Source organism: Opitutaceae bacterium TAV5 (assembly GCA_000242935.3).
Taxonomy (GTDB): Bacteria; Verrucomicrobiota; Verrucomicrobiia; order Opitutales; family Opitutaceae; genus Geminisphaera.
Window position 1 is genome coordinate 4,104,586 of record CP007053.1, and the last position, 17,323, is coordinate 4,121,908.

A 17,323-nucleotide genomic window follows, 5' to 3' on the forward strand; every position below is an offset into this window, starting at 1 on the left:
GGATGGAACCTACGGGCGGGTTTTCGGGGCTGGCCCTGCCGCCGGGATTTCCAGCGGCAGCGTATTTTTTCTCAGCAGGAGAATCGCCCCGGCGACGAAGACGAAAATCGAATAAAACGTGCCGCGGCTGAGGCCGAGGATCAGGCTGGCGTCGGGTTCGCGGAAAATCTCGCTGACGGAGCGGGCGAGGGCGTAGCCGACGAGAAACACGCCGCTCAGCCGGCCCGGCGCGGTGCGCAGCCAGTCCGTTTTCCAGACGAGGAGCTGCATCAGCGCGAGCAGGAGCACGCCTTCCAGAAAGGCGGCGTAAAGTTGCGACGGGTGCCGCGGCGGGATCATCGCAAAGGCCGTCAGCGGCGGGGCGCTTTCGGGAAAGATGACCGCCCATTTCACGTCGGTGATTTTACCCCAGAGCTCGCCGTTGATGAAGTTGGCGATGCGGCCGAACATCAGGCCGGCCGGCGCCACGCTGGTCACGAGGTCGCCGAGATGGAGCACGCGGTTGCCCGTGCTGCGCGCGAACCAGACGAGCGCCACCGCCACGCCGAGGAAGCCGCCGTGGCTGGCCATGCCGCCGTCCCACACGCGGAGGAGCTCCAGCGGATCGCGCAGCAGGGCCTGCGGCTGGTAAAAGAGAAAGTAGCCGAGCCGCCCGCCGACAAACACGCCGGCCACGAGCGCCATGATCAGGCTGGATATCTGCGCGGAGGTGAGCGGCGTGAGCCGGCGGCGCGCATAGAGGGTGAGCAGCCCGAGTCCGGCGAGGAAACCGGCGACGTAGGCGAGCCCGTAGTAGCGAATGCCGATGCCGTCGGAAAATTCGACGAGGAACGGGCTGATGTTGTGGACCCACCAGGCGAGGGGAGGGGGGGGGGGGGATCATGGCGGTTGGCAGAGTGGCCCGGCTCGGATCGAGTGGAATCGACTTAAGTCGACTTAAGTCGAGTTAACTCGATTCAAGTCGATTCAGGGTGGGGAGAGGGCGGGGGGGCGGCCACGGCTTCGATGACGATGGCGGTGCAGTTGTCGCGTCCCGAAGCGGCGACGGATTCCTCGACGAGCAGGCGCGCCGGCGGCAGGGCGGCCTGGGCGGGCGCGGGCTCGCGGAGCAGGCGTTCGATGGTGCCGTCCCAGAGCCCGTCGACGAGGCCGTCGGAACAGATCACAAAACGGTCGCCCGGTTGCAGGTCGACGGCGCCGATGTGCGGCTCGATGTGCTGGTTGCCGGCGCCGAGCGCCTGTTGCAGCGAACTCCTGCCGGGATGGGCACGCGCCTGGTGTTCGGTGATCTTGCCGGTGCGGCGCAGCCAGCCGACATGGCTGTGATCGTGCGTGAGCTGGGTGATGCCGCCTTTTTTCGGCAGGTAATAGATGCGGCTGTCACCGATGTGGCTGAACCAGACCCATTCGGGCGTGACCCAGCAGAGGCTCAGCGTGGCGCCCATGCCGGCGCATTCCTCGTAACTGTGGCCGAGATTGACGAGCGACCGGTGGATGGCCTCGAAGAGTTCGGCGAGGATATCCTGAAACCCGCCGGAAAGGCCGAGCGCGGAAACCTTGAAACTGCGGGGCAGGAGCCGGGTGATTTCGGTCACGGCGATCTTGCTGGCGAATTCGCCCGCATTGGCGCCGCCCATGCCGTCGCTCACCGCGAAGACGAAATCGGCTCCGCGCAGCGAGGCGTCGCCGGTTTTGCCCAGAAAACGGACTTCGTGCGCGTCGAAATTGAGCGCGAGGAAACTGTCTTCGTTATTGGCACGGAAGCGTCCGGGGTGGGTCATGCCCGACCAGTGGAGGCGCAGCGCGGGAGGGGCGGTGACGGCGGCGGAAGCCGTCGTCGGGCCAGCGGGAGCCGGCCGGACAAGCGGCGACGGCGGGTTCGGGGCGAGCGGGTCAGGCATCGGGAGGTGGCGGCTTGAGTGACTGGCCGGCGTGGGGGCCATCGAGGAGGGTGGCATATTCGAAATCGATGATGCAGAAACGTCCGTCGCTGCGGCGGTAGGTGATGTTGCGCAGGAACGGGTCCTCGTGCCGCACGCCGTAGTTTTCCAGTTCGGCGAAGATTTCCGGAATGCGTTCCGGAGCGAGGTGATCGACGCGGCCTCCGCAATTGTCCGTGACGAGCAGGAGCCGGGCGGGATCGGCTTCCAGAATTTTCGGGACAAAATCGCAGCCGCGTTCTTCCAGGTGGCGGAGCACTTTCACCTCGTGCTCGAAACGCTCCCGCGCCTGGTGCCCGCGAAAGGTCTTGTGGACCCGGCCGTCGTAGCCGATGCGCACCGTGGCGCGGCGGGTGTCTTTGACTTCGTGCATGTGGCGTGATGTGACGTGGATTCGGGAACGCGGGACCGGGAGCAAAAGCGCGGAGGACGCGGCAGGCAAGCGCGACAGCATGGCCGGGGCATTCTTGCCCAGGCGCGACTCAAACCGATGTCAGCCCCTTGCGAAGGAAAATCCCTTCCGTTCATCGGAGTCCACCGGTTGACAGACATCCGCTTGAGCTGCCCCCGGTCCGCCCGGTCGCCTCCGCACCGCTCACTCCTCGTCTTCGAAATCGTCGTCTTCCGAAGGATGGGAGAGCTCGTGGCGGCAACCGGCCATCACGCGCAGCCAGATCTCGCGCAGGTCAAAGAGCCGGGGCATAGCGCCGGCGCAGTAACCGCGGAGCAGTCGCGAGGCATCGGCCTTGACCTTGCCGAGGCTGGCCATCGTGGCATTGAGCTCGTGGAGAGCCCGCTTGAAGAAGCTGATGGCGAGCGCGTAATCCCCGAAATCCAGCGCCTGCATCGCGAGGAGGGACTGCATCTCGCCAGCCTGAAGCGCGTGCAGGTGGCTGACGGCGAGACCCTGCGGGACGTTGGCCGGATCGCCGGCGAGGCGCGCCCAGCTCCGGGAAAGGCTCAGGTAAATGGCGCGGGTCGCGATGAAGACCGGATTTTTGTGCAACGTGTACGGTTCGTCGTCATCGTCCATCCCGGGAATCACGTCGTCGGAGTCGGCCTCGCCGCCGGATTCTCCGTCCGGTTCGCCGGAGGCTGCCGGGTCGGGGCCGGCACCGGAGTCGTCGCCGGCAGCATCGCCGGAGGCACTCACCGCGACCTTGTCGGTTTCACCGTTCCACTCCTCCATGTCCCAGCCCATGAGGCGGGCGGCCTCGTCGAGGCGTTGCGGGTGTTTCCGGAGCTTCTCGTAGCAGGCGAGATAACGCAGGATGTTCTCGTCCTGATCGCGCAGGTAGCGCTCCCAGTCAAATTCGTTCCACACCAGATCTCCGCGATCCTGCCATTCGCCGTCAGAGAATCCGTCAGTGTTGTAGTCGCTCATTCAGGGATGTTGGAAACGGGAACAAGCCTGTCCGGGATGGTCCCGAACGCAACGCCAAATGCCGGATTGATTCACCGGCCGACCCCATCCCGGGGGTTGACTGCCTTTGTTATGCTGCAAAATATGATTTTACGGATTGATCCACGGCAACATTCTCACCTGGTTACACACGATCCCGTTCCGATCTTCCCCTTCATCCATTTACCGAGCGAATGAACAACGTGCGTCACGAGACGGTGTATTTCAGCGGCCGCGTGCAAGGCGTCGGTTTTCGGCAGAGTACGCTCGAGGTGGCCCGCGAATTCGAGGTGGCCGGCGAAGTCAGGAATCTCGACGACGGCCGCGTGGAACTCGAGGCCGAAGGCCGGCGCGAGGAGATCGACGCCTTCCTCCGGGCGATCGACGAGCGTCTGCACGGCTACATCCGCAAGATCGAGCGTTCGGGCCGCGAACGTTCCGCACAGTTTTCCGGTTTCCGGATCAGATAAATCCGGATCACATAACGCACCCTGCAATAATGAGCGACACTCCCGCCACACCACCCGCCAACTCCCCGGTTCCTGCGATCGAGATCCGCGGTCTCACGAAGGACTTTCCCATCAGCCTCCGCGGCGTGAAACTCCGGGCCGTCGACAACCTGACGCTGACGATTCCCGAAGGCCAGGTCTTCGGCCTGCTCGGGCCCAACGGCTCCGGCAAGAGCACCACGATCAAGGTCATCCTCGGCCTGCTCGAGGCCACGCTCGGCGAATGCCGCGTGTTCGGCGTGCCGAGCGAGCAGGTGTCCTCGCGGCGCAACGTCGGCTACCTGCCCGAGGCGCCGTATTTCTACCGCTACCTGAGCGGCGCGGAGCTCGTGCGGTTCTACGCCCGCGTCTGCCGGGTGCCGCGCGCGCAGCTCAATGACCGCGTCAAGGAAGTGATCGACTGGGTCGGCCTCTCCGGCGCCTCGCACCGCCGCGTCGGCACCTACTCGAAAGGCATGCTCCAGCGCATCGGCCTGGCCCAGGCGCTCGTGCACGATCCCCGGCTGATCGTCCTCGACGAACCCACCGCGGGCGTCGATCCCGTCGGTTCGGCCGAGATGTGCGAACTCATCCTCAAGCTCAAGAAGCAGGGCAAGACCGTCCTCATCACCTCGCACCTGCTCGCCCAGATCGAGGACGTGTGCGACCGCATCGCCATCCTCGACCGCGGCAAGCTCATCCTCGAAGGCAACGTCAGCGAACTCGTCGGCAAGCGCGACCAGCAGGCGCTCATCGTGGACACGTTCTCCGACTCCGACCTCGCCGCCTTCCGGGAGTGGCTCGGCCAGCGCGGCCACCGGCTCAACGCCATCGAGCAACCGCGCGCCCGCCTCGACCAGCTCTTCCTCAGCAAGGTCTCCCGCGCCTCCCTTCCGTCCCGTTCCGAAGAGAAAAAATCATGAGCACCACCACCACAACCCCTTCTTCCCCCGGCCATCCGGCCGGCGCCGGCGTCCCCTTCTCGCTGTCGCGACTCGGGCTGATCGCCAGCAACACGTTTCTGGAGGCCGTCCGGCAAAAACTCTTCAACTTCCTGCTCATCCTCGCCATCGCGCTGGTGGCGAGCGCGCAGTTTTTCCGCGAGTTCAACTTCGGCTCCTCGGAGCTGAAGTTCATCGCCGACTTCGGTTTCGGCGCGCTCGTGTTTTTCGGCTCCGTGCTCACGGTGGCGACGACCGCGCAGCTCTTCTTCAGCGAGATCGAAAACCGCACCGCGCTCACGCTGCTCGCCAAGCCCATCTGGCGCGCCGAGTTCGTGTTCGGGAAATTCCTCGGCGTGTTCGCCGTCGTCGGCGTGTTCTGCGTCGTGACCATCGGCCTCATGATCGGCCTGCTCTATTTCCGTGAACGCGCCATCATCGCGACGCTTTCGCCCGATGTCATCCCCGCCGGCGGTTTTATCCACTACGGCGACATCCTGCTGGTGGGCCTGCTCCAGTGGATCAAGTTCGGCGTGCTCACGATGATCGTGCTGCTGATCGCGAGCTTCTCCAACACCAACCTCTACACGGTGGTCACGGGGTTTTTCGTTCTCGTGATCTGCCACCTGCAATACCTCGCGCGCGACGCCTACGGCAATGTGGCCAACGTTTTCCTGCGGCTCGGCGTGCGGGTGCTCAGCTACATTTTTCCCAATTTCCAGCTCTTCAACCTGGCCGACCAGGTCGGGCAGGGGGCCGGCATCAATCCCGAGGTCGCCGCCCGTGTGGCCGGCTACGGGCTCATCTACATTGTCGTGATCGGCCTCCTCGCCGTCTACAGCTTCCGCAGCCGTGAAATTTAACGCCCCCACCGCCTTCCGTCCGTTCCGCACCGCGCTGGTCGTGCTGGCCGGACTCGCCCTCGCCGGCGCCGCCGTCCGCCCGCTGGAAGATCCCGCGTGGCAGGAGATCCGGGCCCAGCAGCCCGGCTTCCAGTTCAAGTCGCTCGAAGGCGCGCTCGGCCAGGGCATCACCGTCGGCCTGCTCGGCGGTTTCCAGGCCATCGTCGCCGACTTCTTCTGGCTGAAAACGAACAGCGTCTGGGAAAACAACGACCTGCCGGCCACGCAGACGTACATCAAGCTCGTCACCGCCATCGACCCGCGCCCGATCTATTTCTGGCAAAACGGCTCGCGCATGATCGCCTACGACATGCCCAACTGGCGCATCGACGACGCCGGCGGCTGGGACAAGGTGCCCGACGCCGTGAAGCGCAAGTTCGACGAGGAGCAGTCCAGCGTCGGCGTGAGTTTCCTCGAGACCGGCCTCGGCTTTCACCCGCGCGAGCCGCTCCTCTACATCGAGATCGCCAACATCTACCTCAACCGCCTCAAGGACCCCGCCACGGCCTCGACCTGGTACCTGAAAGCGACCGAACAGCCCGACGCGCCGCAGTACGCTTACCGCATCTACGCCGAGCTCCTCCGCCGCGTGGGCCGCAAGCAGGAGGCGTACGACTGGCTGAAAAAACTCTACCCGACGCTGCCGAAGGAAGGCGACGCCGCGATGTACGCCATGCCCAATGTCGTGCTCGAACGGATACGCGAGCTCGAAGGCGAGCTGAATATCCCGGCTGCGCAGCGCTTCGATCCCGGACCGGGCGTCGTCGAGCCGCCGCCTGCGCCGCCGGCGGAAGGGTCGTAACGGAGCGGCGGCGTCCCCGCCGCCGCTCCTGCAGGGAGGTTCCGGGAATTCTTTTTGAACAGAAGAAAACGAAGGTAACGAAGGTAAAACAAAGAAGACTCTGAACCAAAAGTTATTTATTTTAATGGATGTTACGCAGACGGCCTTGAAGTGGCGCGGGCGTCTCGCCCGCTGACGGCGCGAAGCGCCGCCCGGAAATGGGGGTGAGACGCCCGCGCCACAGCGCATTGCGTAACATAAGTTATTTTAAGAAGGTTAAACAGGAATGAACGGTAAGCGTCCCTGGTTGTTCTTCGTTCTCTTCGTTGCCTTCTGTTCAATTTTCAGAAGTTCCCTTCATTTTTTCTCCGGCTTTCGCGGCTTGTAGAAAATGTAGTTGATGAGCGGGCCGAAGCCGAAAACGCCGCTCAGCATGCGCACGTTGCGCATCGCGCCCACCACGATCGAAAACGCCGCCGCCGCCGGCTCCTCGATCCGCAGCAGCAGCAGCGCCCCCGCCAGCGCGATCGTCGGCTGCACCGCGAAACACGCATGGTACACCGCCAGCGGGTCCGCCCCCTCGCGCGACAATCCCCACTCCAGCGCCGCGCCGCCGAGGATCGGTGCGATCGCCGCCACCAGCGACGTCAGCGCCAGGTTGGCGCCGATCGCCAGATTCTTCGCGCCTGCCGGGATGAGTTTCAGCAACAGCGTGAACATTCCCAGGACGAACCCCGCATTGGTCATGCCGCCCCAGATCCACATTCCGTACAGCCACGCATCCATGCCCGGCGTCAGGAAACACCACAGGTAATTCTGCACCTGCCAGAGGATGAGCGACACCGCCATCACCGACTTGTTGCCGAACCGGTCGATCAGTTGTCCCCACGCCGGCATCGAGAGCGCCGCGCCGAGCGCGCCGAAGGTCGAGATCAGCCCGATGTCGAACGCCGACTGCCCCATCCGGTCGAGCATGAACTTGTGGTAGAACGGCCCGAACACATTGGCCGCGAACGACCACACCGCCCCGAAAAGGATGAACAGCAAAAACGACCGCGACTGCCCGAGCAGCCACAACTGGTCGCGCAAGATCCCCGTGCGCACCGCGGCGCGGGTCCGCGGCTGCGTTTCCATCCGCCACTGCGCGCGCAGCGAAAGCAGCCGCAGCCCGATGCCGAAAACGATCACGGTCTGGAACGCGGGGATCGCATAGTCCCACTTCGCCAGCACCCACCCCGCCAGCAGCAGGAACGCCATGTTGGCGATCTGGAGCAGCCGGTTGCGCCGTCCGAAATATTTGCCGCGCAGCCGCACCGGCACCCATTCCTGCACCCACGAGTTCCAGCCCACGCCGGTCAGCGCCGCGAAAAAACTCGTCACGAAAAACCACCCCGCGATCCACCGCGCCGCCACCTCGGGATTGTCGCCCGGCAGGAACGACAGCATCACCGCAAACGCCGCCCAGCAGACCGTGCCGCACGCGCTCGTGCCGATGGAAATCATTTTTGCGGGAAACCACCGCGCCAGCAGCGGCGACACCGCGAGCTGGAGAAAATTGCACATGAACGGCAGCGACGTGATGAACCCGAGCGCCGCCGTGGAGAGCGGGATCGCCTTGGTGAACAGCGCCGCCAGCACCACGTTGACCGGCAGCGTCATCATGACGAGGGGCACGGCGTAAATGCCGTCGGCGGTGCAGAGCCGGAAATTGTCGGCGAGCGATTTCTTGCGGGCTTGCGTCAGGGTGCGGGTTGCGTTCACACGGGATGGAAAAACCGGCGTCCACCCATACCTGATGTCCCGCATCATTAAAGCGAAAGAACTGCGTTCGGAAAATACAGTTGAACTGGCGCGCTGGCTGCTGGGGAAGCACCTCGTCGTCCACGCCGCCGGTGGCGTGCGCCTGGCCCGCCGGATCACCGAAACCGAGGCTTACCACGGTCCGGAAGACCGCGCCTGCCACGCCAGCAAGGGCCGTACCGCGCGCACCGGGGTGATGTTTGGCGACGCCGGCCACTGGTACGTTTATCTCTGTTACGGCGTGCACGAGATGCTCAACCTCGTGACCGGTCCGCGCGACTGGCCCGCTGCGGTGCTGATTCGCGGGCTCGAAGGCATCAACGGCCCCGGCCGGCTGACGCGGGCGCTCGGCATCGACCGGGCGCGTTTCAACACACGGCCGGCCACACCGGCGACGGGGTTGTGGCTCGAGGACGACGGCCTTGCCGTGCCGGCGGGCGAGGTGCAGGCGACCCCGCGGATCGGCGTGGCCTACGCCGGCCCCGAGTGGGCGGCAAAGCCGTGGCGGTTCGTACGCTCCTGCAATGTTACGCCAAGCCGCGTATCCGCTTAGCGACGGAGCGGCGGCATGGCAAGCTGTCGGCCTTCGGCCTCGGTACGTGCCGCTGCAGACGACGCAACGTGTCGCCGGTTCGGGCGGCGAGGCACCGGGCGAGGCGCTGACGCGCCTCGTCGCAGCGGGATTGGCAGAAAAATGCCGCCGCTCCGTCAAACGCCGTAGTTGCTAAACGGTTACGCCAGGCCGCAGGCCTTGCGCGTGCGCGCCAGCACGTTCGCCGCCGCCTCCCGGGCGCGGGCGGCCCCGGCGCGCAGCACCGCCTCGACGTGATCAGGGTTGGCTTCCAGCTCGGCGCGACGCTGGCGGTAGGGCGTGAAATAAGTCCAGTAGTGCTCGAACAGCGCCTTCTTCAGGTCGCCGTAGCCGAGACCGCCGGCACGCAGGCGCTCCTCGAACCCTTTCGCCACGTCGGCCGGCGCCACGAAACGGAGGAGCTGGATGGCGATGTTCCTGTCGGCATCGGGTTTTTGTTCGGCCGGGGTGCGGCTGTCCATGACGATGCTCATGATCCGCTTCCGCAGCACCTTCTCGTCGCCGAAAATGGGCAGGGTGTTGTCGTAGCTCTTGCTCATCTTCTGCCCGTCGAGGCCGGGGATGACGGCCACGTCGTCGCGGATTTCCGGCTCGGGAACGACGAGCGTCTCGCCGTAGGTCTGGTTGAACTTGATGGCGATGTCGCGCGTCATCTCGACGTGCTGTTTCTGGTCTTTGCCGACCGGCACGACGTGGGTGTCGAAGAGCAGGATGTCGGCCGCCATCAGCACCGGGTAGGCGAAGAGACCGAAGTTGGGCGCGATGCCTTTGGCGGTCTTGTCCTTGTAGGAGTGGGCGCGTTCGAGGAGACCCATCGGCGTGAGCGTGCCGAGAATCCACATCAGCTCGTTGACTTCCGGGATGTCGCTCTGCCTCCAGAAAACCGACTTTTGCGGATCGAGACCGCAGGCCAGCCAGTCGAGCGCCACGCCGAGCGTGTAACGGCGGCGCGCCTCCGGGTCGGTCAGCGCGGTCATGGAGTGGTAGTTGGCGATGAAGTAAAACGATTCGCCGCGTTCCTGGGCTTCGATGGCGGGGCGCATGGCTCCGAAATAGTTGCCGATATGCAGGGTGCCGGAAGGCTGGATGCCGGTGAGGATTCGCATGGTGACGGGAGTGAAAAACGGGCTCGGGAAAAACGGTTACCGCGGCGGGAATTCGAAGTCGGCCTTGGTCTTCGTCTTCGAAAGCACGAGGTACGCGCTGAACTTGCTGCCGCGCTTCGAGACAAAATCCTCGATCAGGCCGGTCTTGCCGTCGGAGAGGAGACGCTGGATCTCTTCGGCGGGAAGCTCTTTCTGGCAGAGGTTGCGCTTCACTTCGAACACGGTGCGCAGCTCGCCTTCGGCGCCGGGCTTGGCGACGACGTAGGCGTCCTCCGTCTCGTAAAGCGTGCCGTCGGTGTGGGCCTTGCTCGGGCCGAGGACGCGGGCTTTTGCCAGATCGAGCGGAGCCTTGGCCTTGCGGCGCGGCGCGGCGGGCTTGCCGTCGGCGCCGGCCTTGGCCTCGCGCGGCGGGAATTCGAAGCCGACTTTCGCTCCGTTTTTCACGAGGTACGCCTTGAAGGGACGGCCGAACTTCGACGTGAAATTTTCGATCAGCGGGCTCTTGCCGGTGGTGACGAGCGTGATGACTTCGTCGCGCGCGAGCGGGCGCTTGCACATGATGCGGCCGACGGAGAACGTCTGTTTCCAGCCGGTTTCCGATCCGGGATCGCGCTGGCGCAGGATGTAGTTGGTGGGCGCCTCGCAGAGTTCGGCGCCCGTGGCGGGATCGGTCCAGACCGGCGTGAGTTCGCCGAGGTCGACCTTGTTGCCGAAATCGAGCTCGACTTTCTTTTTGTCGGCATCCTTCGGATCGGGAACGATGCGGAGTTTGGCCGGGAAACGGTTGCCGGTGCGCGGAGAGACGAAGTCGTCGAGCGGGCCGATCTCGCCGGAGGCGACGAGCCGGCGGACTTCGGCTTCCTCGATCTTGCGGCCGGTGATGACCTTGTAGATGGTGAGCGCGCCGTCCTGCGAACGGTAGCCGCGCAGGGTTTCGAGCAGGGGTTTGCCGTCGGTGGGCGAGACGATGTCGGTCTCGCGGGCGTTTTCGTCGGTCTCCTCGAAATTTTTGGTGCGGTCGACAATGCCTTTGGTGACTTCGACGATCTCGCGCATGAACTGGTCGCGGGAGAATTTGCCGTGCTCCATCTGGCGGAGTTTGTACTCCCACTCGCCGGTCATGCGAGGCTGGGTGAGCGCCTCGGCCTTGACTGCCGTGAGGAACTCGAGGAGCTGCTCGGCCTTGGCGGTGGGGGCGAGTTCGCGCTGGTTGCGCTCGATGTACTTCTGGTTGATCAGGCCGTCGATGGTGTCGGCGCGCGTGGCGGGCGTGCCGAGGCCGCGCTCCTTCATGGCCTCGGCGAGGTCCTCGTCATCGACGAGTTTGCCGGCGCCTTCCATGGCGGAGAGAAGCGTGGCTTCGGTGTAGCGCGGGGGAGGCCGGGTCGTTTCGGAGTGGAGGACGGCGTCGGCGGTGCGGGCCTGCGCGTTGTCCTCGGGCGAGAGCGCGGGGAGGGGGGCCTGGGTTTTCGATTTCTGATTTTCGGTTTTCGATTGGCCGGAATCTTCGTCGTCGATGGCGGTCTTGCCGTAAACGGCGAGCCAGCCGGCGCTGGTGAGGACCTTGCCCTCGGTCTTGAAATCGTGGCCGGGCGCGACGGTGGAAATGCGCGTCGTCACGTCGAACTCGGCCGCCGGATAAAAGACGGCGACGAAACGGCGGGCGATCATGTCGAACACCTTGGCTTCCATGTCGTCGAGGTTTTTTCCTGTCGATCCGGAGGTGGTCGGGATGATGGCGAAGTGGTCGCTGATCTGCGCGTTGTTGAAGATACGCTTGTTGGGCCGCACGAGGCCGTCGGCGAGCGCCTTGCGGGCGTGGGGGGCGAGGTCGCCTTGCAGGTTTTGCAGGGTCTCGCGGCAGGTGGGGATGTAGTCTTCGGGAAGCGCCCGCGAATCGGTTCGCGGGTAGGTGATCATCTTGTGCTTCTCGTAGAGGGCCTGCGCGATTTGCAGCGTGCGGCGCGCGGGGAGGCCGAGGCGGTTGTTGGCCTCGCGCTGGAGCGTGGTGAGATCGTAGAGGCGCGGGGCGACCTGGGTGGCGGCTTTTTTCTCCTCGCGGACGGCGGCGAGGGGTTTTTCTCCCAGGCGGCAGGCGGCGAGGACGGATTCGGCGAGGGCTTTTTGCCAGATGCGGTCGATGCGGTCCTGGTCGTCGCCTTCGGCCTTCTTGTAGTTGGCGCGCTGGTACACGCCTTCGTAGCTGCCTTTGGCGACCTGGAAGGTGGCGGTGACGCGCCAGTAGTCGCGGGGGATGAAATTGCGGATTTCAAGCTCGCGGTTGAAAATGATGGCGAGGGTGGGCGTCTGCACGCGGCCGACGGAGGCGACGTTGCCGGCGCGGGAGCCGAACATGCGTTTGGTGAGGGCGCGGGTGCCGTTGATGCCGACGAGCCAGTCGCTTTCGGAGCGGCAGCGGGCGGCGTCGGCGAGGCCGGCCATCTGCTGGCCGTCGCGGAGGCGTTCGAAGGCGGTGCGGATGCCTTCGGGCGTCATGGTCTGCATCCAGGCGCGTTTCACCGGGAGCTTCGACCGGGCGAGCTGGTAGATGTAGGTGAAGATGAGCTCGCCCTCGCGGCCGGCGTCGCAGGCGTTGATGACCTGGTCGATGTCCTTGCGGGCGAGGAGTTTTTTGAGGAGTGCGAAACGGGATTTGGACGACTCGACGGGTTTGAGGCCGAACGTTTCCGGAATGATGGGCAGGGTCTCCAGGCGCCAGAAACCGTACTTTTTCTTGTCGATGTCCTCGGGCATCTCGAGCTCGACCAGGTGGCCGACGGCCGAGCTGATGACGTAAGTGTCGTTCTCATAGACATCACCCTGCTTGGGCACTTTGCCCAGGGCGCGTGCAAGATCGGCAGCCACACTGGGCTTTTCGGCGATGACAAGTGACTTCATGAAGGGGCGAGCGGTTAGGGAGCGGGTGCGGTGATGACAAGGTTTTGTTTTTCGGCGGAGCGAAAACAGGGGGTAACCGGGGGGGGCCGGCGAGCCCGGTGGCACGGCCATCCTGGCCGTGGACGGCGCGCAGCGCCGCAAGGTGGTGATGGGCCTTCCGGCCCATGATTCCGGGGTGGCACGGGTATGCCTGCCCGTGCCACTTCTGCGGAGGGCAAACGCTCACGGGCAAGGATGCCCGTGCCACGTCGATCCGGCGGCTTCGCCGCCGGCGATCCCGTCAGGCGGTCGCAAGGACGGGCGTCTTGGCGAGAGCGGCATCGAGCGCCTTGATGAGCGCCGCGATGGTCTCGTCGGTCTCGTCACCCATGTTGGAGATGCGGAAGGTCTTGCCTTTCAGTTTTCCGTAACCGCCGTCGATCACGAGGTGGTGCTCCGATTTGAGAATCTTGTTCCAGGCGGCGATGTCGACGTTGAGGGTGTTGGCGAAACAGTTGAGCGAGACGGAGCCGTACCCTTCCTTCGGGAAGAGCTTGAAGCCCTTGCCGAAAGCCCAGTCGCGCACGGTCTTGTTCAGGCGGGCGTGGCGGGCGTAGCGGTTTTCCACGCCTTCGGCCTTGATGTCGTCGAGCTTGGACCGGAGCGCGTAGATGAGCGCGATGGTGGGCGTGCTCGGCGTCATGCCTTTCTCGTGGTTGGTCTGGAATTCGAGCAGGTCGAAGTAATAGCCGCGGTCGTTGACGGTGGCGGCGCGTTCGAGCGCGCGCTTCGACACGGAGATGAGCGCGAGGCCGGGTGGCAGGGCCAGCGCCTTCTGCGAGCCGGTGATGAAGATGTCGATGCCGAGTTCGTCCTTTTTGATCGGGAGGGCGCTGAACGAGCTGACGGTGTCGCAGATCGAGATCACGTCCGGGAATTCGCGGACGACTTTCATGATCGCGTCGATGTCGCTCATGCAGCCGCAGGAGGTCTCGTTATGGATGAAGGTGATGGCGTCGTACTCGCCGGTGGCGAGTTCGCGGCGGATCGCCTCGGGATCGACAGGCTGGCCCCACTCGGACTTGATGAACCCGGTGGCGCGGCCGAGGCGCTTCGAGACGTCGTTCCACTTGTCGGAGAACGCGCCGTTCATGCAGTTGAGCACTTTTTTGGTCGATCTCGTGACGTTGCGCACGGCGCCTTCCATCACGCCCCAGGCCGAGCTGGTGGACAGGTACACCGGGTCCTTCGTATAAAAGAGCGCCTGGAGCTCCGGCTGGATGGAGTTGTAGAGCGCGACGAAGTCGGTGCTGCGGTGCCCGATCATGGGCTGGGCCATGGCGCGGAGCGTCTTGTCGGATACGGCGATGGGGCCGGGAATGAACAGTTTGTAGCTCATGGATGGAAAAAGGAAGATCGTGGCGGCTGGAAAAAAACGGCGGGAACGCGGACAGGAAAGTGCCAAGACAAGCGGAGAAGGGCCGCGGGAGACAAGGCGCGAATGCACGGGAACGGCGGCCCGTCCTCCCCGGGGTCGTTGACAACCCGGGACTGCTCGCGGATTCTCCGCACCTTCCCGACATGGCCGACACCACGCCTTCTCCTTTCGACTCCATCGAAGCCGCGATCCAGGACATCGCCGCCGGCAAACTCGTCATCGTGACCGACGACGAGGACCGCGAAAACGAGGGCGACCTCATCATGGCCGCCTCGAAGGTGACGCCGGAAACGGTCAACATGATGATCCGCTACTGCAGCGGCATCGTCTGCGTGCCCACGATCGAGCCGCAGCTCCGCCGCCTCGGCCTCGGCCCCATGGTGCAGCAAAACCGCGAGGTGCAGCGCACCGATTTCACCGTCACCGTGGACGCCGCCGAGGGCATCACGACCGGCATCAGCGCCTGGGACCGGGCGCACACGATAAAACTCCTCGCCGATCCCGAAACCCGCCCCGACCAGCTCGTGCAGCCGGGCCACGTCTTCCCGCTCCGCGCCCGCCCGGGCGGCGTCCTCGAACGCGCCGGCCACACCGAGGCCGCCGTCGATCTGGCCACGCTCGCCGGCCTGCACCCCAGCGGCGTGCTCTGCGAACTCGTCAACGACGACGGCACCGTGCAGCGCCTGCCCCAATTGATCGAGTTCAGGAAAAAGTTCGGGCTGAAAATGATTTCCATCGCCCAGCTCATCGAATTCCGGTCGCAGCGCGACCAGCTCGTGGAACGCATTTTCACCCGGCCCTTCCCGAGCGAGTTCGGCGATTTCACGCTGCACGTTTTCCGCAACCGGCTGGACGGTCGCCATCACCTCGCCTTCGCCCTCGGCACGCCCGACGCGGAACCGACGCTGGTGCGCGTGCATGCCGAAAACATCCTCGGCGACGTGTTCCGCCTGCGCGGCTCCGACAGCCACCATTCGCTCACCGCCTCGTTCGAGGCGATCGCCCGCGCCGGCCGCGGCGTGCTGCTTTACATGGAGCACAGCCAGGGCGGCGCGGACATCGTCCGCCGCCTCGAGGGCCGCCCGGACGGCCAGTCGATGGACTTCCGGGCCTACGGCATCGGCGCGCAGATCCTCTCGGCGCTCGGCCTGAAAAAGATCCGCCTCCTGACCAACAACCCCCGCCGTGTCGTCGGCCTCGACGGCCACGGCCTGGAAATCGTGGATCAGGTGGCGCTCTGAAAAACGCCCGGGTGCCGGGGCGCGTACCCGGTCGGCGTAGCTGCGAACTTGTTATTGCCTGCGAACTCACGTTCGCAGCTACAGGGCGCGGTTCGGCATGAATCCTGCAATTGCGGAACCTGTTTTCCGTTTTTTCAAAAATTTGCAGTCCGCCATCGACAACCCGCGCAACCTGCGCACGGTTATTCACACGTTATCCACAACATGGAACACCTGAGCGGGGCCATCGCCCAAAAATCACGGCTCAAGTTCTCTGCGAAGGCCAAGACCTTCGTGCTCGACACCAACGTCCTGCTGCACGACCCCCAGTCGATCTTCAAGTTCGAGGATAACAACCTCGCGATCCCGGTGGAAGTGCTGGAAGAACTCGATGCCATCAAGGTCGAACAGTCCACCGAGCGCGGCCGCAATGCCCGCCGCGTGCACCGCATCCTCTCGGAGCTGTTGCCCGACTCGCGCTCCATGCACGAGGGCGTGCGGCTCGAGAACGGCGGCACGCTCTCGGTGATCATCAACCCGTGGCTCGCCGACCCGGCGCTCCACGACGCGCCCGGCATGCGCATCCTCCGCGCCGTCCTTCCCGACCTCTCGAAAAAGGACAACCGCATCATCGCCGCCGCGCTGTTCGTCAAGGATGCCTGGCCGCCGCCCACGATCCTCGTCACCAAGGACGTCAACGTCGCCCTCAAGGCCCGCGCCGTCGGCCTCGAGGCGCAGGATTATCTCAACGACAAGGTCCCCGCGGCGCTGGCCGACGACGAGGTCTCCTACCGCGTCGTCCCCGTCACGATCTACGAGCTGCAGCGTTTCTGCTCCGAAGGCTTTTTTGATCTCGGCCAGGAGGCCGCCGCCACCGGTCAGGACGTGCAGCCGCCCGGCCCGCTGTACCTCAACGAATACATCCTGCTCCGCTCCGCCGAGGGCAAGACGATGCCCGCCCGCTATCATGGCGAAGGCGTGGTCCGCCGCCTCAAGCTTCCCGAGTTCGTAAAAGCTCCCGGCGGCATCCCGATCCGTCCGCGCAACCTCGAGCAGCAGTTCCTGCTCGACGCGCTTCTCGACGACACCATCTCGCTCGTCACCTGCTATGGCAAGGCCGGCACCGGCAAGACGCTGCTCTCCATCGGCGCCGCCCTGCACCAGACGCACGACGACCACTCGCGCTACGACGGCGTCTCCATCTCGCGCCCCGTGATGGCGCTCGGCAAGGACATCGGTTTCCTCCCCGGCACGATGGAGGAGAAGATGAAACCCTGGCTCCAGCCCTACTTCGATGCGCTCGAGGTGCTCATCCCCTCGAAGCCGCCCAAGGAGCCGCAGTTTGCCACGAAAAAGGCGTCGAAGAAAAAGCAGAAGCACCATCACGATGGCGTGCCGGGCGCCGCCGCTCTGGCCGTTCCGGCGCCGGCGACCGTTTCGGCTCCCGGCCACCACAACGGCAACGGCTCCGGCGGAGTCGCCGCCCCGGCCAAACCCTACGAGCGCCTCATCAAGAGCGGGCTCGTGGAGATCGAGGCGCTGTGCTTCATCCGCGGCCGCTCGATCGCCCGCCGCTTCTTCATCCTCGACGAGGCGCAGCAGCTCACACCGCACGAGGTCAAGACGGTCATCACGCGCATTTCCGAAGGCTCGAAAATCATCCTCATCGGCGATCCCGCGCAGATCGACAACCCTTACGTGGACGCGCGCAGCAACGGGCTCGTCTATTGCCACAACCGGATGAAAGGCCAGGCCCTCGCCGCGCACGTGAAACTGACGAAGGGCGAACGCTCCCGCCTCGCCGAACTCGCCGCCGACCTGTTGTAGCAAAAAAAA

The 17,323-nt window shown here is 64.9% G+C and carries 15 protein-coding genes; 7 read left to right on the plus strand and 8 right to left on the minus strand.

The window, feature by feature from the left end:
- Positions 1 to 9: 9 nt before the first annotated feature.
- From OPIT5_17625 to OPIT5_17640, 4 genes are all read right to left on the minus strand, one after another.
- Positions 10 to 684 carry a prolipoprotein diacylglyceryl transferase gene (locus OPIT5_17625; GenBank protein AHF91764.1) on the minus strand — a complete coding sequence of 225 codons (675 nt, stop codon included), beginning with the start codon at positions 682 to 684 and terminating at the stop codon, positions 10 to 12.
- Positions 685 to 956: 272 nt separating this feature from the next.
- Positions 957 to 1,901: a protein phosphatase gene (locus OPIT5_17630; protein ID AHF91765.1), complete on the minus strand. Its 945-nt coding sequence runs from the start codon at positions 1,899 to 1,901 to the stop codon at positions 957 to 959.
- The gene (locus tag OPIT5_17635; protein ID AHF91766.1) at positions 1,894 to 2,313 is read right to left on the minus strand and encodes an Mn2+-dependent serine/threonine protein kinase; all 420 of its coding nucleotides are present in this window, start codon (positions 2,311 to 2,313) and stop codon (positions 1,894 to 1,896) included. The genes OPIT5_17630 and OPIT5_17635 overlap by 8 nt, the downstream gene beginning before the upstream one ends.
- A gap of 222 nt (positions 2,314 to 2,535) precedes the next feature.
- Positions 2,536 to 3,324: a hypothetical protein gene (locus OPIT5_17640; GenBank protein ID AHF91767.1), complete on the minus strand. Its 789-nt coding sequence runs from the start codon at positions 3,322 to 3,324 to the stop codon at positions 2,536 to 2,538.
- A gap of 212 nt (positions 3,325 to 3,536) precedes the next feature.
- On the opposite strand from OPIT5_17640, the gene OPIT5_17645 reads away from it, so the two are divergent.
- Genes OPIT5_17645 through OPIT5_17660 form a run of 4 tightly spaced genes read left to right on the plus strand, consistent with a single transcriptional unit; the run spans position 3,537 to position 6,475 of the window.
- On the plus strand, positions 3,537 to 3,812 hold the full coding sequence (locus OPIT5_17645; protein AHF91768.1) for an acylphosphatase: 276 nt from the start codon (positions 3,537 to 3,539) through the stop codon (positions 3,810 to 3,812).
- Positions 3,813 to 3,841: 29 nt separating this feature from the next.
- Positions 3,842 to 4,753 carry an ABC transporter ATP-binding protein gene (locus OPIT5_17650; protein ID AHF91769.1) on the plus strand — a complete coding sequence of 304 codons (912 nt, stop codon included), beginning with the start codon at positions 3,842 to 3,844 and terminating at the stop codon, positions 4,751 to 4,753.
- Positions 4,750 to 5,634: a hypothetical protein gene (locus tag OPIT5_17655; protein ID AHF91770.1), complete on the plus strand. Its 885-nt coding sequence runs from the start codon at positions 4,750 to 4,752 to the stop codon at positions 5,632 to 5,634. The genes OPIT5_17650 and OPIT5_17655 overlap by 4 nt, the downstream gene beginning before the upstream one ends.
- The gene (locus tag OPIT5_17660; GenBank protein ID AHF91771.1) at positions 5,624 to 6,475 is read left to right on the plus strand and encodes a hypothetical protein; all 852 of its coding nucleotides are present in this window, start codon (positions 5,624 to 5,626) and stop codon (positions 6,473 to 6,475) included. The genes OPIT5_17655 and OPIT5_17660 overlap by 11 nt, the downstream gene beginning before the upstream one ends.
- A gap of 336 nt (positions 6,476 to 6,811) precedes the next feature.
- Here the strand turns inward: OPIT5_17660 and OPIT5_17665 are convergent, their stop codons facing one another.
- Positions 6,812 to 8,215 (minus strand): MFS transporter, encoded by a 1,404-nt coding sequence (locus OPIT5_17665; GenBank protein AHF91772.1) that lies wholly within the window; start codon positions 8,213 to 8,215, stop codon positions 6,812 to 6,814.
- Between the two features lie 34 nt (positions 8,216 to 8,249).
- Between OPIT5_17665 and OPIT5_17670 the strand changes: the two genes are divergently transcribed.
- Complete coding sequence (locus OPIT5_17670) at positions 8,250 to 8,807, plus strand: DNA-3-methyladenine glycosylase (GenBank protein ID AHF91773.1); 558 nt, start codon at positions 8,250 to 8,252, stop codon at positions 8,805 to 8,807.
- A gap of 179 nt (positions 8,808 to 8,986) precedes the next feature.
- Here the strand turns inward: OPIT5_17670 and OPIT5_17675 are convergent, their stop codons facing one another.
- The 3 genes from OPIT5_17675 to OPIT5_17685 all read right to left on the minus strand — a co-directional run bounded on the left by OPIT5_17675 (position 8,987) and on the right by OPIT5_17685 (position 14,228).
- The gene (locus OPIT5_17675) at positions 8,987 to 9,952 is read right to left on the minus strand and encodes a tryptophanyl-tRNA synthetase (GenBank protein AHF91774.1); all 966 of its coding nucleotides are present in this window, start codon (positions 9,950 to 9,952) and stop codon (positions 8,987 to 8,989) included.
- Positions 9,953 to 9,988: 36 nt separating this feature from the next.
- A complete protein-coding gene (locus tag OPIT5_17680; protein AHF91775.1) occupies positions 9,989 to 12,850 on the minus strand; it encodes a DNA topoisomerase III in 2,862 nt (953 codons plus the stop codon).
- Between the two features lie 280 nt (positions 12,851 to 13,130).
- On the minus strand, positions 13,131 to 14,228 hold the full coding sequence (locus OPIT5_17685) for an aminotransferase (protein AHF91776.1): 1,098 nt from the start codon (positions 14,226 to 14,228) through the stop codon (positions 13,131 to 13,133).
- Positions 14,229 to 14,410: 182 nt separating this feature from the next.
- On the opposite strand from OPIT5_17685, the gene OPIT5_17690 reads away from it, so the two are divergent.
- A complete protein-coding gene (locus tag OPIT5_17690) occupies positions 14,411 to 15,508 on the plus strand; it encodes a 3,4-dihydroxy-2-butanone 4-phosphate synthase (GenBank protein AHF91777.1) in 1,098 nt (365 codons plus the stop codon).
- A gap of 204 nt (positions 15,509 to 15,712) precedes the next feature.
- Complete coding sequence (locus OPIT5_17695) at positions 15,713 to 17,314, plus strand: PhoH (protein ID AHF91778.1); 1,602 nt, start codon at positions 15,713 to 15,715, stop codon at positions 17,312 to 17,314.
- The last annotated feature ends 9 nt before the right edge of the window (positions 17,315 to 17,323 follow it).